Origin of the sequence: Amycolatopsis sp. NBC_01480 (assembly GCF_036227205.1) — a bacterium.
Lineage (GTDB): Bacteria > Actinomycetota > Actinomycetes > Mycobacteriales > Pseudonocardiaceae > Amycolatopsis.
This window is the reverse complement of sequence record NZ_CP109442.1, coordinates 8,900,766-8,918,059: the sequence shown is the minus strand read 5'-3', so window position 1 is coordinate 8,918,059 and position 17,294 is coordinate 8,900,766. Positions and strand designations below refer to the sequence as shown.

Annotated in this window: 19 protein-coding genes; 7 read left to right on the top strand and 12 right to left on the bottom strand. The window is 72.8% G+C overall.

Annotated elements, in window-relative coordinates:
• Positions 1-71 precede the first annotated feature (71 nt).
• The gene (locus OG371_RS41490) at positions 72-251 is read left to right on the top strand and encodes a hypothetical protein (RefSeq protein WP_329062249.1); all 180 of its coding nucleotides are present in this window, start codon (positions 72-74) and stop codon (positions 249-251) included.
• A 65-nt stretch (positions 252-316) separates the two neighbouring features.
• Here the strand turns inward: OG371_RS41490 and OG371_RS41485 are convergent, their stop codons facing one another.
• The 3 genes from OG371_RS41485 to OG371_RS41475 all read right to left on the bottom strand — a co-directional run bounded on the left by OG371_RS41485 (position 317) and on the right by OG371_RS41475 (position 2,651).
• Positions 317-1,306, bottom strand: a complete 990-nt coding sequence (locus tag OG371_RS41485; protein WP_329062247.1) for an NADP-dependent oxidoreductase — start codon at positions 1,304-1,306, stop codon at positions 317-319.
• Positions 1,307-1,392: 86 nt separating this feature from the next.
• Positions 1,393-1,869, bottom strand: a complete 477-nt coding sequence (locus OG371_RS41480) for an alpha/beta fold hydrolase (RefSeq protein ID WP_329062245.1) — start codon at positions 1,867-1,869, stop codon at positions 1,393-1,395.
• 302 nt (positions 1,870-2,171) lie between these two features.
• Entirely contained in the window at positions 2,172-2,651 is a 480-nt protein-coding gene (locus tag OG371_RS41475) for a DinB family protein (RefSeq protein WP_329062243.1), read from the bottom strand.
• Between the two features lie 78 nt (positions 2,652-2,729).
• Here OG371_RS41475 and OG371_RS41470 point away from each other — a divergent pair, with 78 nt between their 5' ends.
• From OG371_RS41470 to OG371_RS41460, 3 genes are all read left to right on the top strand, one after another.
• Positions 2,730-3,305 (top strand): helix-turn-helix domain-containing protein, encoded by a 576-nt coding sequence (locus OG371_RS41470; RefSeq protein WP_329073403.1) that lies wholly within the window; start codon positions 2,730-2,732, stop codon positions 3,303-3,305.
• A 71-nt stretch (positions 3,306-3,376) separates the two neighbouring features.
• Complete coding sequence (locus tag OG371_RS41465; RefSeq protein WP_329062242.1) at positions 3,377-4,546, top strand: sensor histidine kinase; 1,170 nt, start codon at positions 3,377-3,379, stop codon at positions 4,544-4,546.
• A complete protein-coding gene (locus OG371_RS41460; RefSeq protein WP_329062240.1) occupies positions 4,543-5,997 on the top strand; it encodes a BTAD domain-containing putative transcriptional regulator in 1,455 nt (484 codons plus the stop codon). The genes OG371_RS41465 and OG371_RS41460 overlap by 4 nt, the downstream gene beginning before the upstream one ends.
• Here the strand turns inward: OG371_RS41460 and OG371_RS41455 are convergent.
• From OG371_RS41455 to OG371_RS41425, 7 genes are all read right to left on the bottom strand, one after another.
• Entirely contained in the window at positions 5,984-7,003 is a 1,020-nt protein-coding gene (locus OG371_RS41455; RefSeq protein ID WP_329062238.1) for a hypothetical protein, read from the bottom strand. The two genes, OG371_RS41460 and OG371_RS41455, sit on opposite strands and share 14 nt — an antisense overlap.
• Positions 7,000-7,308: a type VII secretion target gene (locus OG371_RS41450; protein ID WP_329062236.1), complete on the bottom strand. Its 309-nt coding sequence runs from the start codon at positions 7,306-7,308 to the stop codon at positions 7,000-7,002. Before OG371_RS41450 ends, OG371_RS41455 begins: the two co-directional genes overlap by 4 nt.
• Positions 7,305-7,724: a YbaB/EbfC family nucleoid-associated protein gene (locus OG371_RS41445; protein WP_329062233.1), complete on the bottom strand. Its 420-nt coding sequence runs from the start codon at positions 7,722-7,724 to the stop codon at positions 7,305-7,307. Before OG371_RS41445 ends, OG371_RS41450 begins: the two co-directional genes overlap by 4 nt.
• Positions 7,725-7,753: 29 nt before the next feature.
• Positions 7,754-8,572, bottom strand: coding sequence for an ESX secretion-associated protein EspG (locus OG371_RS41440; RefSeq protein WP_329062231.1), 819 nt, complete (start codon positions 8,570-8,572; stop codon positions 7,754-7,756).
• Positions 8,569-8,901, bottom strand: a complete 333-nt coding sequence (locus OG371_RS41435; RefSeq protein WP_329062229.1) for a hypothetical protein — start codon at positions 8,899-8,901, stop codon at positions 8,569-8,571. Before OG371_RS41435 ends, OG371_RS41440 begins: the two co-directional genes overlap by 4 nt.
• A 17-nt stretch (positions 8,902-8,918) precedes the next feature.
• Entirely contained in the window at positions 8,919-10,061 is a 1,143-nt protein-coding gene (locus tag OG371_RS41430; RefSeq protein ID WP_329062227.1) for a WXG100 family type VII secretion target, read from the bottom strand.
• A 318-nt stretch (positions 10,062-10,379) separates the two neighbouring features.
• Positions 10,380-11,309: a TIGR03620 family F420-dependent LLM class oxidoreductase gene (locus OG371_RS41425; protein ID WP_329062225.1), complete on the bottom strand. Its 930-nt coding sequence runs from the start codon at positions 11,307-11,309 to the stop codon at positions 10,380-10,382.
• Between the two features lie 157 nt (positions 11,310-11,466).
• Here OG371_RS41425 and OG371_RS41420 point away from each other — a divergent pair, with 157 nt between their 5' ends.
• On the top strand, positions 11,467-12,375 hold the full coding sequence (locus tag OG371_RS41420; protein WP_329062223.1) for a LysR family transcriptional regulator: 909 nt from the start codon (positions 11,467-11,469) through the stop codon (positions 12,373-12,375).
• Positions 12,376-12,385: 10 nt separating this feature from the next.
• On the opposite strand, the gene OG371_RS41415 is transcribed toward OG371_RS41420, so the two are convergent.
• Complete coding sequence (locus OG371_RS41415; protein WP_329062221.1) at positions 12,386-13,948, bottom strand: Na+/H+ antiporter; 1,563 nt, start codon at positions 13,946-13,948, stop codon at positions 12,386-12,388.
• 271 nt (positions 13,949-14,219) lie between these two features.
• On the opposite strand from OG371_RS41415, the gene OG371_RS41410 reads away from it, so the two are divergent.
• Both OG371_RS41410 and OG371_RS41405 read left to right on the top strand, forming a co-directional pair.
• Positions 14,220-15,614, top strand: coding sequence for a purine-cytosine permease family protein (locus OG371_RS41410; RefSeq protein ID WP_329062219.1), 1,395 nt, complete (start codon positions 14,220-14,222; stop codon positions 15,612-15,614).
• Positions 15,615-15,667: 53 nt separating this feature from the next.
• Positions 15,668-16,528 carry an SDR family NAD(P)-dependent oxidoreductase gene (locus tag OG371_RS41405; RefSeq protein WP_329062217.1) on the top strand — a complete coding sequence of 287 codons (861 nt, stop codon included), beginning with the start codon at positions 15,668-15,670 and terminating at the stop codon, positions 16,526-16,528.
• Between the two features lie 9 nt (positions 16,529-16,537).
• On the opposite strand, the gene OG371_RS41400 is transcribed toward OG371_RS41405, so the two are convergent.
• A complete protein-coding gene (locus OG371_RS41400; RefSeq protein ID WP_329062215.1) occupies positions 16,538-17,218 on the bottom strand; it encodes a TetR/AcrR family transcriptional regulator in 681 nt (226 codons plus the stop codon).
• Positions 17,219-17,294: the final 76 nt, after the last annotated feature.

The following is a 17,294-nucleotide window of genomic DNA, read 5'->3' as shown; positions in this document are numbered from 1 at the left end:
CGGACGGGCTATTGCGCGGCCGCTCAGGGGAGCCCTGGCGTGGCGGGGTTGACTCGGCTCCTGGGGGATTCATGTCAGTACGCCGTTTTTCCCTGCTCGTTTTGGCGCTGGTCACGGCCGGGGCGCTGGTCGCCGCGCCGGCCTTCGCCGCGGCCGGCCCGACGACCCTGCCGGCCGGCCAGTTCACCCTGAGCGCGAACGGGGGGAGCCGTAACGTGTTCGCGGTGAAGCAGGCGACGTGCGGCGCCTGACCACTGTGGACAGTCAGGGCTCGTGAGTGTTCATGACGGTTAGAACCGGCATGAACACTCACGAGTCAGGGGACCAGCACCAGCTTGCCCGGCGTGTGCCCGGCGATCCCGGCCTCGTGCGCCTTCGCAGCCTCGGTCAGTGGGTAGACGATGCTGACGACCACCCGCAGCTCGCCCGCGCCCGCGCGCTCGGCCAGGTCCGCGCGGGCGGCATTGCGGATCTCGGTGCCGGTGTCCTGGCCGGGACCGTTGCCGAGCACCTTGATGCCGGCGGCCGCGCGCCGTTCGGTGCCGGTGATGGAGGCGATGCGCTGACGGTCGGCGACGAGTTCCAGGGAGGTGTCGAGTGCTTCGGCGGTGCCGACGAGGTCGACGGCGGCGGTGATCCCACCCGGCGCGACGGCGCGGACGCGGTCGAGCAGCCCGGGACCGTAGGCGACCGGGATGGCGCCGAGGTCGCGCAACAGGTCGTGGTTGCGTTCCGCGGCCGTGGCGATCACGGTCGCGCCCCGGGCGGCCGCCAGTTGCACGGCCATCAGGCCCACTCCGCCGGATCCGCCGTGCACCAGCACGGTGTCACCCTCGTCGACGCCGGCCGCGTGCAGCACGTGGACGGCAGTGGTGCCGGCGAGCAGCAAGCCCCCGGCCTCGGCCCAGCCCAGCGTGGCGGGCTTGGGGATCAGGGACGTGACGGGCGCGGTGACGTAGTCGGCGTACGCGGCCGTGACCGGGTAGACGAGCACCTCGTCGCCGACCTTCGCGCCGGTCACCTCCGCGCCGACGGCGGTGATCACGCCCGCGCATTCCAGGCCGAGCGCGGGCAGTGTGTTTTCAGCGACCCCGGCGGAGTCCTTGTTCTTGTCGGCGACGGCGTGGAAGGCGCCGCTGTAGAGCTTCCAGTCGATGGGGTTGACCCCGGCCGCGCGGACCTCGACGACCACGCCGCCGGGCAATGGTTCCGGCACCGGGGTGTCGAAGACAGCGAGGTTTTCCGGGCTGCCGTAAGCGATCGGCCGGACGATCCGGGCCGTGGGGTTTTCTTCGGTGCTGGTCATGAATCCAGTCTCGGGCCGCCTGGACTTGATGTCCAATGCGTAGTCGGCACTGATACTTTGCCCCAGACGCAACCCCGGCCCGCGCCTCACCCGGCCAGGAAACGCAGCAGCTCCGCCGTGACGAACCGCGGGTTTTCCTCAACCAGCCAATGACCCGCGTGCGGCACGTCCACCGCGCGCACGATGTCGGCGAAACGCGCGGAGACGGTGTCGCGCACGTCCTGGTCGAGCGAGCGGTAGAGGTCGAAGCCGCCGGACAAGACCTCGGGCCGGCTGTAAGTCCGGGCGTACTCGTCGATTTCGCCGCTGGTGAACGGAGATCGGTCCGAGGTGCCACCGAAGGCCGTGCCACCAAAGGAAACCTGGGGGTAGAACAGCGCCAGGTACTCACGGACGTGGTCGCCGACCACCGCCTCCGGAACACGCGGCTGCGAGTGGAAAGCGATGTGCCAGCTCAACGTGGAAAGCCACCGCGGCACCGAGATCGTGCCCGATGACGGCGGCATCCCGCACCCCGAGCCGGTCGGGGAGCCGGTGCTGTCGCCGAGGCCGGGCAGGTCCACGGCGTAGACGGTGTGCTGCTGCGCGAGCGGGCATGACCGGCCACCAGCCGAACCAGGTCTGCGGCCAGCCGTGCAGCAGCACCACGGGCGAGCCGTGGCCGCCGGTCACGTAGTGCATCCGGACGCCACCGCCGTCGGCGAACTCGTGCCGGAAGGTGCTGGTGGACGTCGGGTCGTTCTGAGTGGCGGCGGCGCGGGCGCGGCGCAGGCGGTGCCGATCGTCAGGAGGAAGGCGAGCAGGACGGCCGCCAGCGCGGACCGTCGGGGTGCGGCAATCATGAAGTCCTTTTCCGGTAAGGGTTTCACCGCCCGGTGGCGCCGTCGATCAGCTCGCGGAGGATGTCCGCGTGACCCGCGTGCCGGCCGGTCTCCTCGATCAGGTGGGTGAGGGCCCAGCGGACGCTGGGTGCGCCCGGCCGGGGGAGCGGGGCGCCGAGGTCGGTGCACCCGTCGAGGACGTCGTTCGCGCGCGAGACCGTTTCGCGGTAGCGGGTGAGGACGTCGGCGACGGTGTCGGCGGGCGCGGCCCGGAACGTCGCGGGCCAGCTGGTCACCTTCTCGCCGAGGAAGGTCGCGCGCTCGACGAACGTGAGGTGGTTGAGCAGGCCCAGCAGGTTCGTGCCCGAGGGCACCCCGGCGGTGCGGACCTGCGGTTCGGGCGCGCCGTCGACCTTCGCGGCCATCGAGGTCCGCAGATAGTCGAGGAAGCCGCGCAGGGTTTCCGCTTCGCTGTTCCCGGTGCGGGGCGGCGGAGTGTCGAGGCGGCGGGTGGGTTTCGGCATGCGGTCAGTGTTGCCCGGCCCGCCCGGTTCTGGCATGGGAACTTGCGGTTCTGGCAAGCTGGGCGCGTGGACCATCGAATGGACGAGGTGCTCGGCGCGGTCGGCCCCCGGTTGCGAGCGCTGCGCCGCCAGCGCGGCATCACCCTGGCCGACCTCGCCGCGACGACCGGGGTCTCGGAGAGCACCCTGTCCCGGCTGGAGAGCGGGCAGCGCCGGGCGACCCTGGAGCTGCTGCTGCCGCTGGCCAGTACCTACGACGTGCCGCTGGACGACCTCGTCGGCGCCCCGCGCACCGGCGACCCGAGGATCCACCTGAAGCCGATCCGGCGGTTCGGCATGGTCCTCGTGCCGCTGTCCCGGCGGCCGGGCGGGATGCAGTCGTTCAAGATGATCATCCCCGCCCGGCCGGCGCCGCTCGAACCGGTTTTGCAGACGCACGAAGGCTTCGAATGGCTGTACGTCCTCAACGGACAGCTCCGGCTGGTGCTCGGCGAGCGCGACCTGACCCTGCCGCCGGGCGAGGCCGCCGAGTTCGACACCAGCGTGCCGCACTGGCTGGGCAGCGCCGACGGCGGCGCGGTCGAGCTGCTGATCCTGTTCGGGCTCCAGGGCATGCGCGCGCACCTGCGGGCCAGCACCGAGAAGGGCTCGTGAGTGTTCATGACGGTTAGAACCGTCATAGCCACTCACGAGCCCTTCCGGCACACGGCACTAAGCTGATCCGGATGTGGGGGAAAGCGGCGGAGGCGTTCCGGGCCCGGCTGGGCGACGGCCTGAGCCGGTCGGGGATCACGCTGCCCTGGTGGGCGCCGCTGGGCATCAGCGCGTTCACCGGGCTGCCCCTGGTGGTCGCGATCGCCGAGCGCGACGGCCGGCCGCCGCTGGCGATGACGGCGGCCGTGCTGCTCGCCGCCGGGTCGGCGATGCTCTGGGCGGTGACCGGGCGGATCGCGCCGTCCTGGGCGAAGTCGCTGGCGGTGCTCGCCTCGGTGACGGTGCTGCTCGCGTACCCGGTGGTGCCGGACTTCGCGCCGGTGATGCTGGCCGTGCTGACCGCGGAGGTTTCGGCGATCGCGGCGGGCTGGCTGGCGTTCGTGGTGGCCGGCGCCGGGATCGGGGTGCTCGGGGTCGCTTCGGCGACCGTCGGGCTGGTCGGCTTCCCCGTGTACACCCTCGCCGTGCTGCTCGGGCTGTGCGCCGGGTTCACCCTGCGCTGGTACGTGCGGGCGCTGGACGCCGAGCGCGGCAAACAGGAAGCGGTGCGGGACCAGGCGATGCTGGCCGAACGGCAGCGGATCGCGCGCGAGGTGCACGACGTCGTCGCGCATTCGCTGAGCATCACCCTGCTGCACCTGACCGGCGCGCGGCACGGCCTGCGGACCGACCGCGACATCGACGAGGCGGTGGCCGCGCTCACCGAGGCCGAGCGGGTCGGCCGGGCGGCGATGGCGGACATCCGGCGGACGGTCGGGCTGCTGGCCCGCGAATCGTCCGGCACCCAGCCGCTGCCGGACGCCAGCGATATCGCCGAACTGGTGGCGGACACCCAGGCGGCCGGACTGGACACGCGGTACACCGAGGAGGGTGATGTGGGCGCGGTCAGCGCCGCGGCGGGGCTCGGGCTCTACCGCATCGCGCAGGAGTCACTGGCCAACGTCGTCAAGCACGCCCCGGCCGCGACCGTGGCCATGCGGCTGCGGATCGAACCGGCTGAAGCGCGGCTGACCGTCCGAAATAGACGGTCCACCGACACGAGGACGGCCGGGGACGGGTCCGGCCTGGCCGGGATGTCCGCCCGGGCCGACCAGCTGGGCGCGCGGCTGCTCGCCGGGCCCGAGGGCGAGGACTGGGTCGTCGAGGTCACCGTGCCGCTGGCCCCGGGAGCCGAGTCGTGACACGGGTGCTGCTCGTCGACGACCAGGAGCTGGTGCGCTCCGGGCTCCGCGGCATCCTGCGCGCCCGCGACGGTTTTGTCATCGCGGGGGAGTGCGCGGACGGCGCCGAGGTGCCGGCCGCGCTCGCCGCCGCAGGCCCGGTCGACGTCGTGGTGATGGACCTGCGGATGCGCGAGGTCGACGGGATCGAGGCGACCCGGCGGCTGCGCGCGAACGGGCCGCGGCCGCCGGTGCTCGCGCTGACCACGTTCGACGACGACGAGCTGCTCGCCGGCGCGTTGCGGGCGGGCGCAGTGGGCTACGTCCTCAAGGACTCCCCGGCCGAGGACCTGATCCGCGCGGTGCGCGCGGTCGCGGCGGGCGACGCCTGGCTGGACGTCGCGGTCACCGGGCGGGTGCTGACCACTTACCGGCACGCGTCCGACGACCGCCCGGTCCTGCCGTCCGGACTGCTCACGCCGCGTGAGCTGGACGTGCTCACCGCCGTCGGCCGCGGGCTCAGCGACGTCGAGATCGCGCTCGGCTGTGCGGTTTCCGAGGCCACCGTGCGCGGCGACCTCGCCGCGATGTACCCCAAGCTGGGGGTGCGGGACCGGGCCGCGGCCATCGTCTACGCCTTCGACCACGGCCTCGTCGTGCCCGGCCGGAGCGGTGCCGCGCCGCAGCAGCCGCCGGCGGATCAGGCGCCGGAATCCTTGTCCGGCTTGCGTTTCAGCGTGCTCGGGCCGCTGCGGGCGTGGCGTGGCCCGCGGGCGCTCGACCTCGGCCCGGTGCGCCAGCAGGCGCTGCTCGCCGGGCTGGTGCTGCGCCCGGGCGTCACGGTCAGCACCACCGAACTGCTCGACGGCGTGTGGGGGCTGGAGCCGCCGGGCACCGGCGGCCGGGTCGTGCCGGTGTACGTGCACCGGCTGCGCAAGTGCCTGCGCGCGTCCGGCGAACCCACACACGCCTCGGTGATCGGCAGCGACCGTGGTGGTTACCGGTTCACCGGCGAAGGCGTTTCGCTGGACCTGAGGGAACTCGAAGCGAGGATCGCCGACGCGGGCACGGCGGCCCGCGGCGGTGACGTCGCCGCCGCGGTGGACGCGTATGCCGGAGCGCTCGGACTGTTCCGGGGCGAGCCGCTGGCCGGCCTGCCCGGGCCGTTCGCCGAGGGGGAACGGCTGCGGCTGAACGAGCGGCGGCTCACCCTGGTCCAGGACAAGGCGGCGCTGCAATTGCGGCTGGACCGCGCCGACGACGCCATCGCCGAGCTTTCCGCGCTGCTCGCGGTGCACCCGCACCGGGAACCGCTGGCGGTCCTGCTGATGCGGGCGCTGCGCGCGGCGGGCCGCCGGGCGGACGCGCTGGCAGTGCACCGGCGCGTCCGCGAACGGCTGCGGCTCGACCTCGGCGTCGAGCCCGGCGCGGACCTCGACCGCGAGCTGCGGACCGCCCTTACGCCGGACTGACCGCCTTCGTCGCCCCCGGATCGGTGGTCTGGTACGGGGTCGTGCCGAGGTCGGACGAGCTCGTGCCGTCCGGATTGGTGCCGTCGGAGTACGAACTGCTCTGGTCGGTGCCGGCCGGGTACGAGCTGCTCTGGTTGGTTCCGTTCTGATAGGAGCTGCTCTGGCTGGTGCCGGTGCCGGTCGAGGTCGCGCTGCTCTGACTGGAGCTGGAATCGGCCGAGGACCCGTCGCTCTGGCTTGAGCCCTCGCTGAGCGCGCTCATCAGCTGCGTGACCGCCTGGAGTCCCTTCGTCACGGAAGTGATGAGCTGCAACAGGTTCTTCGAGTCCGACAGCAGCACGCCGAGTTTCTGCGCGATCTGCCCGCCGTACTGGGTGGCGATGGTGACCGCCTGCGGGATCGCCGCGGCGATGCTGGCGCCGAAGGTGGCCGGTGCGGCGGCCACCGCCTGCGTCATCAGCGGGATGATCTGCCCGACGGCCTCGGAGATCAGCCCGCCGACCTCCGCCTGCGCCTTCCCGACCACCTCCCCGGCGCCCGAGACGGCGCTGGCCAGCGCAGTGCTCGCGGTGCCGACCGCGTCGACGCCGTCGGCGTGCTGGGAGCTGGTGTCCTGGTAGCCCGACGCCGCCGGGCCGGACCAGCTGGAGGTCTCCGGGCCGGTGGACTGGCGGTAGTCGTTCGCGACCGAGGAGACCTGGCTGCCCGTGTCGCTCAGGCCCTGCGAGTGCGAGGACACCGAGCTCGAATCGCCTTGCAGCTGCTTCATCGGCTCTTCGAGGAACCGGATCAGCTCCGTGATCATGCCGAACCCGGCGGAAGTGAGCGCGGCCAAGGGATCCGACGAAGCGCTGAGCAGGTCGACCGCCGTGCTGGCGCCGCCGAGACCGGCCGAGAGCCAGTCCTTATTCTGCACTGCCTGGGTGGTCGACTTCAAGTCGGAGAGCAGCTGCCCGGCATTCAAACTGCCACTGCTACTACTGGTGTCGCTGGTGGTGCTGGTCATCGGAGGCCCTCCCCAGGCAATACGGCCCCGTTGTGCTGTTCGCGGCGTTCGTAGCCTTCGGCGGCCCGAGTCAGGTTCTCGCTGACCTTGTCCACTGTGGACGAAGCGTGCGACACCGCGTCGGTGGCACTGGTGGCCGCGCTCTGCAGCCCCGTGGTGAGGAACTGGACAAACGCGCCGAGCGACTGGTCGCCGAGCCCGGCCGGCGCGCTGCGCGAAAGCGTGCCGAGCCGGTCGGCGAGGTCGCCGACGGTGGCCGCGTGCCGGCGCAGCTGGGCGGGGTCGACCCCGAATCCGGCGGTCATCCGACGATCCCCGGCGGGTTGGTGAAGTAGTCCTCGTCCCGGGCGGGAGCCGGGGCGGCGGCCGGGTCGGCCGGGATGTTGTCCCGGACGAGCTGCAGCGCCGGGCCGTCGCCGACGTACTCGGTCATGATCTCCACGACCTGCGCCCCGGCCGCGCGGTGGGCCTGCTGGACGGTGCTCAGGATCAGCCGGGCGAGCGTGTCGGCCTCGAGCGCGCGGGCGGCGGGGCTCAGCCGCAGGCCGGTCAGCGCGCCGCTGGCCCCGACCTCCACCTCGACCTCGCCGCGCGGGGACGTCGCCCGTCCGCCGGCGCGGCTGAGGCTTTCGCTGGCCGCCTGGGCGTTCGCGGCGGCGCGGGCGAGGGTCCGGTCGTAATCGGCGAGCCACTGCTCTGGGTCCACCGGTGCTGCGTCCACGGGATTCCTTCCTGATCGTTCGGTGGTGGTCATCGGGGCCGCCGGGCGAGGGTGGCCAGCTCGCCGAGGGCGAAGCGCACATCGTTGGCGCGGACGGGGTTGACGCTCAGCCAGCCGTCACCGGGCCGGTTCACCCGGACCCGCCCGCGCGGACCGTCCACCCAGGACAGTTCGGCGCCGGCCGGGGTGCGCCCGTCGCGGGTCGCGCCGAGCTGGCCGCGCCCGGCCACCGGCACCAGCAGGCCGACGAGGTGGTCCAGCGCCTCGGGGTCGCCGCCGTGATCGCGCACGAGCGCCCGCAGGGTCCGGACACGGGAGGCGTCGTCCTCGGAGTTTTCGGGGTCTTCGCCGAGCGCCATCGCGGCGTCGACGGCGGCCGCGGGCACCGTGATCGGCAGGGCGCGGGCCGGGTCCACCTTCGGGATCTCGTCGATCAGCGCGTCGATCAACGCGGTTTCCGGGACCCGCCGCAGGGTCAGCGTGCCGGCCGGGTCGTCGTCCAGCGTCTGGCGGCAGATCAGCGCGGCCGACCGGTAGACGATGGCGGCGACGCCGGTGGTGCCTTCCGCCCCGGTGACCACCAGGTGGACCACACCACGGTTTTCGCGCAGCGCGGTGACCGCCTCGGCGGCCAGGCCTTCGGGACCGGCGTCGTCGGCGAGCCGCCGCGCCTGGAGGGTCTGGGCGGCGACGTCCAGCAGGAGTTCGCGTTCCCCGGCGATCCGGCCGAACGCGGGCACCCGCAACGGGAACGGCCAGCCGGCGCCGGCGTGTGCGGCCAGCAGGTCGGCTTCGACCAGTCCGAGGCGCACGGTCTCCGGCTCGGCGCGGGGCAGCACGGCGGTCATCGGGCGGACCGCCCGACCTGCTTGAGCGCGTCCTCGGCCTCGGCTTCCTGCTCCAGGTAACGCTTGACGGTGGTCTGCAGCGCGTTGTGGAAGCCGTTCAGCTCGGTGTCGGCGGCGCCGATCTCACCGGTGAGGCCGGTTTCCCCGGCGGCCTCACGCAGCCGCTGGGCCAGGTGCAGCGCGGGCGGCGCGGTGCCGAGCTGCGGGGTGCGCTCGGCCAGCCGCCCGGCCGAGCCGACCAGCTCGCCGGTCTGCTTGCCGAGCCGGGTGAGGGCGGAGACCTGCTGGGCCAGCTCGTGTGGCGCGACCTGGTGGCCGGGCGAGTTCATCGGGGCACTCCTGTCGTTCACAGCCCGATCACCGGGCTGCTGGTCAGTTCCTCGGGGGCGAGCAGGGCCTGGTCGAGCACCGGCATCTTGTTCTGGTGCTCCTGCTCTTCTTCTTCCGAGCCGTTCGGCCGGCCGCCGGGGGGCAGCATGCCGCTGCCCGAGGCCGCGCGAGCCGCGGCCATCTCGGCCATCGCGGCGTTGCGGGCGAGCATCGTGGTTTCCATTTCGAGGCCCGAGCGCAGTCCGGCGGTCAGGTTCGGGTCGAGCGAGCTCGCGGACGACTGCGGCCACGGCATCCCGCCGGTGGTGCTGCCGGCAGTGGAGCCGATGTAGCTCGACGCGGAGGTGCTGTCGTCGGCGCCGTAGGAATCGACGGTGGTCCCGCCGCCCGGGGTGATGGCGCGCGAGCTGGAGTGGAGGCCGGTTTCGTAGCGCTCCATCACGTGCACCGCCTCGGCCTTCTTCTCCGACGCCTGGACGCTGGACAGGAACAGGCTCGCGCCGCCACCGGCGACCGCGCCGATCGCGGCGCCCATCAGCGCGCCCGGCCCGGCGCCGATCCCGCCGGCCCCCGCCCCGAGCACCCCGCCGATCACGGCGCCCGCCGCGCCGCCGGCCGCCGCGGCGGCGACCGCTTGCCCGGTCGGGTCGCCGGGCGGCTTCGGCATCGTGTTGCGGGCGACGGCGAGCGAGTCGCCGGCCTGCTGCGTGGCATGCCCGACGGTGCCCGCCCGCGTCCCGGCGCTGTCGGCGCGCTCGCCGAGCTGGCCCAGCCGTCCGGAAGCGTGGTCGGCGGCGTCGCCGGTCCAGTTCTCCCGCAGCGAGCCCTGCTGGCCGCGCAGGGTCTCGGCGTGCGACGACATCTCCGACCCGTGCCGCTGCCACTCGGCGGCGACCGTGCTGACGTCGCCGACGTCGGCGTTGTCCCACAGCATCTGGTAAAGCTGCTGGTGGGAGTAGGCGTTCCAGTTGGTCCCGCCGGGCGGGACAGGAGCGCCGAAGTAGCCCTCCCAGACGTTGCGCAGCGCGTTGACGACCGGGGTCGCCACCGCACCCGCCGGGCCGGCGCGGTCCAGCCCGGAAGTGACGGCGTCGGCCAGTCCCTCCACCCCGGCCGACGCCGCCTCGATCATCGTTCCCCCACCGGTTCCGCTGGCCATAGCCCTACCTTCGCGCGCCCACGGGCCGACTTCCGGCCCCCGCCGGAAGTTAGCGGGGGCCGATGAAATCCCGATGAAACGCCGGATCTCGCCGGTCACCGGGGCGCGGGTGGCAGCGGGCCATGCGCCCCAATGTGGCGTTCGGTGCGTGGAATCAGGGCTGGGCGCGGAGCGCCTCCGTTGAGGGCGGTGGTGGGGCAGGGCTGGAGCAACCAACGCCACATTGGGGCGGATCGGGGGCCGCGGGGCGGGCTGGGTCTGATGTGGACGGTGCCGGGGCCGGGCGGAGCAGGGGTCCGATGTGGATGGTTGTGCGGGTCAGGCCGGGCGGGTGACCTCGGTCAACGCCGGGGCGAGCTGTTCCAGCCGGTCGACGCCGGTGGCGAATTCGGTGCCGGGGGCGAGCAGGATCGTCACGTGGTCGGCGCCCGCGGCGAGGTGCTCGCGGACCTTGGCGGCGATGGCGGCCGGGCCGCCGTGGGCGATGAGCGCGTCGACGAGCCGGTCGCTCACGTCGCTCACGTCCTCCTCGGAGAAGCCGAGCCCGGCCAGGCTCGCGCGGGTGCCCGGCCGGTCCAGCATGCGGGCCACCTGCTCGCGTGCCGCTTCCCGGGCGCGGGCGGCGTCGTCGTCGTCCGGCGACGCGGAGAGGCCGACGACCAGGAGCTTGTCCGGGCCGAGCGCCGCCCTGGCCAGTGCCGTCTGCTCCGCCGGGGCGCCCGCGGGCAGCGCGCCGTCGGCGATCTCGCCCGCCAGCGCCAGCATCTTCGGGCCGTTCGCGGCGATGATCCGCGGGTAGTCCGCGGCGGGCGCGGGCGGCCAGGTCTGGGCGTCCATCCGGGTCACGTAGTCGCGCATGGTGGCGAGCGGGCGGCCGAACTCCCGGCCGGTGCCCGCCGCCTGCTCCGGGTAGCCGACGCCCAGCCCGAGCACGAGCCGGCCGGGGTAGGCCTGGGCCAGCAGCGCCGCCCCGCCGTGCGCGGTCTGCGGCTCCCGGGCCCAGATGTTGGCGATACTGGTGCCGAACACCATCCGCTCGGTGGCCGCGAGCAGCACGGCCAGCTGCACCAGCACGTCCTTGCCGCCGATCACCTCGTTGGTCCAGACCGCGCCGTAACCCGCGCTTTCCAGCCGGCGCACGGCGTCGCGCTGGGCGCCGACGTCGAGCGCGGTGGTGAACTCGACCGGCAGGCACACGCCGACCGGGCCCAGCGCCTTGCGGGCCGCCTCGATCTCGGTGGTGTTCATGGGAATTCTCCTCGGAAGCAGGGTCGGCGGGTGCTTCCAGCCTGCTCGCCGGCCGGGCCGCGGCGCCAATGAATGTTCTGCATCCGGTATTACGCCCGCCGTATCACCGCTGGTCAGCTGTGAGACAACGCGCTCAGGTGCGAGCTACGCTGAAGGCATGACCGACTCACTGCCCCCGGCCGACCTCGACCTGCGGCTGGTGCGGTGTTTCCTGGTGCTGGCCGAGCACCGGCACTTCGGCCGGGCGGCCGCGGCGCTGCACACCACCCAGCCGTCGCTGAGCCGGCAGCTCAGCCGGCTCGAACAGCAGCTGGGCGCGCGCCTGCTCGACCGCACGCCGCAGGGCAGCCGGCTGACCGAGGCCGGCGAGGTCTTCCTGCCGCTGGCCAAATCGGTGCTGCGCTCGTCCGCGCAGGCCGCCGCCCGGGCCCGGGCCGCCGCGCAGCCGAGCCGGCTCACCATCGGGTACTCGATGGGCATGATCGTCACCCCGGCGGTGCGGGAGCTGCGCCGCCGGCAGCCGGACGCCGAGGTGATCGCCTCGTACCTGGCCTGGAACGAGGTGCGGCCGGCGCTGCTCGAACACCGGGTGGACGCCGTGGTGACCCGGCTGCCGATGCCGACCGAGGGGCTGCACGTGACCGTCCTCTACGACGAGCCGCGCGTGCTCCTGGTCCCGCGCACGCATCGCTTGGCGGGCAAGGAATCCATCACCCTGGACGATATCGCCGACGAGCCGATGCCCCGGCTGCGGGAGTCCGACCCGGCCTGGAGCGCGTTCTGGCGCGTCGACCCGCGCCCGGACGGCAGCCGGGCCCCCGACGGCCCGTTCATCGAGGCCATCGAGGACAAGTTCGAGGTGATCGCCGACGGCGGGGGCGTGGCGATCATCGCGGGCTCACTGGGCTGCGCCTTCCGCAACGACCTGACCACCATCCCGCTCGAAGGCATCGAGCCGTGCCACGTCGTGCTCGCCACGCGTGCGGGGGACCACGGCCGGCTGCTGGCGGCGTTCCGGAAGTACGCCCAGACCCACCTCACCGGGCCGGGGCCGGCCGGGGACTGACGGCCGCGGCTCACTCGTCGTCGCTGAGACCGGCGAGTTCGAGGTCGAGCAGGCGCTGGACCCGGCGCCGCGTGGCGTCGGTGATGGTGCCGAGTTCGAAGAGCCGGGTGAGTTCGACGGCTTCGATGGCGAGAGTTTCCTGGCGGATCGCGCGATAGGCGTCGTAGCGGGTGGTGTCGGCGGGCTCGGTGTCCTCGTCGAGGCGGATCCGGTTGATGCGCGCCTGCCAGCTGGCGCGGAGCTGGTCGAGCACGAAGCCGGGCGCGGACTCGGTTTCGGCGAGCTGTTCGAGGTGGTCCAGCCCGGCTTCGGCCAGCCGTAGCCGGGCCTCGGTCTGCTCCTGGTGGATGTCGGCCGGGTCGAGGGCGATGCCCGCGCGGCGGACGAGCGGGGCGAGCGTGAACCCCTGCACGACGAGGGTGAGCACGATGACCGCGGTGGTCAGCAGGAGGACGAGGTCGCGGTCCGGCACCGCCGAGCCGTCGAGCGCGACGACGGGCAGCGACAGCGCGGCGGCGAGCGGCACCACACCGCGGGCGCCGGCCCACGAGACCACGGCCGGGACCTGCCAGGAGACGCGTTGCCCGCCGCGGCGTTGGCGTAGCGCGGAAAGCGCGAACACCAGCACCAGCCGCACCAGCACGAGAGTCGCCGCGATCGCCAGCGCCTGCAGCAGCCACCAGGCCCCGTTGCCCGCGGCCTGCCGGACGAGCGAGGGCAGCTGGAGCCCGATCAGGCCGAACACGACGCTCTCCAGCAGGAACACGACCGTCCGGTAGACGGCGCCGACCTGGAGCCGGATCCGCGCGGTGGTCAGCCGTTCGGCCTGGGTGCCGAGCAGGACGCTCGCGACGACCACCGCGGTGACCCCCGACCCGCCGACGGACTCGGCGAGCACATACCCCGCGTACGGCGTGACGAGCGCGACCACGGCCTCCAACACCGGGTCCTCGGTGCGCCGCCGGATGAGGAAGGCGCCGGCCGCGGTCAGCACGCCGACGATCAGGCCGCCCCCGGCGAGCAGCGCGAACTCGCCCGCGGTCCGGCCCCAGGAAACGGCCCCGCCGGCCACGACCATGAACAGCGCGACGCGGAAGAGCAGGAGGCTGGTCGCGTCGTTGAACAGGCTTTCGGCCTGGATGAGCGCCTGCACCCGGGGCGGCAGGGCGAGCCGGCGCGCCAGCGCGGTGACGGCGACCGGGTCGGTGCTGGCGAGGATCGCGCCGAGCACGAACGCCAGGCCGACCGGAATCGGCGTCACCGCGACCACGATCCCGACCACCGCGGCGGCCGAGAGCAGCACGAGCCCGACCGACAGCGCCGCGACCGGGCGCCCGACCGCGCGGAGGTCCCGCCACGGCAGCTCCTCCCCGGCGGCGAACAGCAACGGGGGCAGCACGATCAGGCTGATCACGTCCGGCGTCACCGCGATCGGCGGCACCCCGGGCAGCAGCCCGACCACCACACCGGCCACGACGAGCAGCGAGGGCGCCGGTATCCGGAGCCGGTTGGCGAAAGTCGCCACGACGGTGGCGATCACGACCAGGAACAGCACTGTCTCGACCCCGCGCATGATCGGCTCTCCTCGCCCGTCTCCGATGCCGACCAGACTTCCCGGCGCGCCACGGCCACCCTACGACAGTGGGTGCCCGGCGACGAGTCGATCGGGGCGGGGCGGCATCAACGGCGTGTCAAAGTCAGGCCACACACCGTCAAAGATGTGTCGCTGTCTGTGGCCGATCCGGGCGGCACGGTGGTTGAGCACTCGCCGTGGTCTGAAATCCCAGACACCCGTTCCGGATCGGTCCTGGCGCCCGGCGCCGGTCCTGCCTTCAATGATCGCCATGGCTGAGTACGGTGCGGCGCTGCAGGTCGAGAGCCGTTCGATCGAGTTCATCCCGGAGTCCGAACGGCACGGCCGGGCGATCGGCCTGTTCGCGGTGTGGTTCGCGGCGAACATGCAGGTGACCACGATCGTCACCGGCGCGCTGGGCGTGGTGCTCGGGCTGCCGCTGCCGGCCGCGGTGCTCGCGCTGGTCGTCGGCAACCTGGTCGGCGGCGTGTTCATGGCGCTGCATTCGGCGCAGGGCCCGAAACTCGGGATCCCGCAGATGATCCAGAGCCGCGCGCAGTTCGGGTTCCACGGCGCGGTGCTGCCGCTGCTGCTGGTGATGGTGATGTACGTCGGGTTCTTCGCGACCAGCGCGGTGCTCGGCGGCCAGGCGCTGGCCGGCGCGACGGGCCTGAACGTCGACGTGGCGATCGTGCTCGTCGCGGCCGTGTGCATGGTGCTCGCGGTGTTCGGCTACCGGCTGATCCACCGCGCGGACCGGTGGATCAGCCTGCTCAGCGCGCTCGGCTTCGGCTACCTCACGGTCCGGCTGTTCCAGGCCGGCGACGTGGCGAAGGCCTGGCACGGTGGCGGCGGGTCGGCCGGTGTTTTCCTGCTGGTGGTGGCGGTCGCCGCGACCTGGCAGATCACTTACGCGCCTTACGTCGCGGACTATTCCCGCTACCTGCCGAGCCGCACGTCCGTCGCTTCGACGTTCTGGTGGACGTACGCGGGTTCGGTGCTCGGCTCGGTCTGGATGATGCTGTTCGGCGCGATCGCGGTCTCGGTCGCCGAGCAGGCTTTCGACGGCGGCTCCATCCAGTTCGTCGTCGACCTCGCCCCGGGCGCGCACGGGCTGTTCGCGGCGATCATCGTCCTGGGCATCATCGCGATCAACGTGCTCAACCTGTACGGCTGCTTCATGTCCACCGCGACCACGCTGACCGCGCTGCGCCGCCACGCCATCACGCGGCGCACCAGGATCGGCTACATCGTGGCCGCCGCGGTCGTGTCGACCGCCGTCGCCATCGCCGGCCGCGGCGACTTCCTGGCCAACTACGAGAACTTCATCCTGTTCCTCGCGTACTTCCTGATCCCGTGGACCGCGATCAACCTGGTCGATTTCTACGCGGTCCGCAAGGAGCGCTACGACATCAAGGCGATCTTCGACCCGGACGGCGAATACGGCCGGGCCAACTGGCGCGCGCTGATCCCGTACCTGCTCGCCATCGGGGTGGAGATCCCGTTCATGAGCACCACGTTCTACACCGGACCGCTGGTCGCGCTGGTGGGCGGTGCCGACATCTCGTGGATCCTGGGGACGATCGTCGGGGGCGCGCTTTACTATCTGGCCATGCGGCCCGTGATCGGGGCCGTGCCGAGCGGGGATCCCGCAAGGAAAGCGTAAGTCCGGGGCTGCCGTCCTTGCGGGGGAGCGGCGGGTGGTCTTCGCTCGTCGGCATGGCCGCACCGACGCCCTTGATCCTTTGTGGACGGTCCGTGCCCGAGGGGCCGATCGTCCTGCTCACCGGGAGCACCGGCGGCATCGGCTACGAAACGGCGCGGCTGCTCGCCGCCGGCGACGTCACCGTGGTGGTGCACGCGCGGACTGAGGAGGAGGGCGCCGCGGCCTTCCAGCGCCTGGTCAACTCCGGTGCCGATCCGCGGCGGCTGCAGCCCGCCGTCGCCGATTTTTCCGACCTGCGCCAGGTGGCCGGCCTCGCCGCCGCGATCGGTGCGGCTTATCCGCGGCTCGACGTCCTGGTCAACAACGCGGGCACCGGGGGCACCGGTCACCGCACGCTCACCCCCGACGGTCACGAGCTGACGTTCCAGGTCAACTACCTCGCCCCGTACCTGCTGACCCGGCTGCTGGCGGACCGGATCGGCGCGTCGCCGGTCGGCCGGGTGGTGAACGTGAGCTCCTCGCTGCACCGCGCCGGCCGGATCAACTGGACCGATCCGAGCTGGAAGCGGCGGTACAACCGCGGCGCCGCCTACGCGCAGTCGAAGCTCGCGCTGACCATGTTCACCGCCGCGCTCACCGAGCTGGAGCCGAAGGTCCGCGAGGCGGTCAGCGTGCACCCCGGCATCATCGCCACCGGCATGCTCAAGCACTACGGCCACCGCAGCCGCCCGGCGATCGAGGGCGGGGAAGTGGTCGCCCGCCTCGCCGATCCCGGCGCGAAGGTCCTCGACGGCTGCTTCTACGACGGACGGCTGCCCGCCAAATCCGCGGCCGCGGCGGTGGAACCCGAGGCGGTCGAAAAGCTCTGGCGGCTCAGCGAACGCCTCACCGGGCTCGACCGGCGACCGTCCTGACCCAGCGGGCTACCCGGGTGTTTCGCCGGCCCGACTGAGCAGGCCGGTGAGGGTGGTCTGGAGGATCGCGCCGTACCGGGTGGTGAAGTCGACGCGGGCGCTGGCAAGGCGGGGGTCGGCGGTGGCTTCGACGATGGTCGGCGTCGGGTTGCTGAAGGCCCAGAGTCCGACCAGGGCGACGACTGCGTACTCGGTCAGCGTGAGTGCGTCGGCCGCGCTGAGCGAAGGCACCCGCTCCCGGACCTGACCCGCCAGCGCGGTGCGGTGCTCCAGGTCGACGAGTTTGTACGCGCGCACCGTGTCCGCGGAGACGTTGCGCTCCAGGACGTTCGGCAGCAGGCTCCACAGCTGGCACAGGATCGGCCGTGCGGCAAGGGAATCGGCCCAGGCCTGCATCACGCGGTCGGGCTCGCAGGGGCCGGCGGGCCACTCGCTCACCAGCGCGTCCAGCCAGGACGACCGCAGCCGGTTGAGCAGCTCCAGGAAAACGCCTTCGCGCGTCTCGAAGTACCGCACCACATGGGTTTTGGACGCGCCCAGGCGCCGTCCCAGCTCCCGGAGGCTGATCTCCTCCGCCGGCACCTCGGCCAGCAACGCCTCCGCCGCGTCCAGGATCTCCTGCCGCCGCAGCTCGCGTTGCTCCGGCCGCCTCGCCCGCTGGAAGGCCGGCACCTCCACGTCTTCCGTCACGCCTCCAGGATAGCCGTCGCCTTGTTAAGTGGCCACTGGACAGCTATAGTCGAGCTATAAGGGTCCACTGGAATCT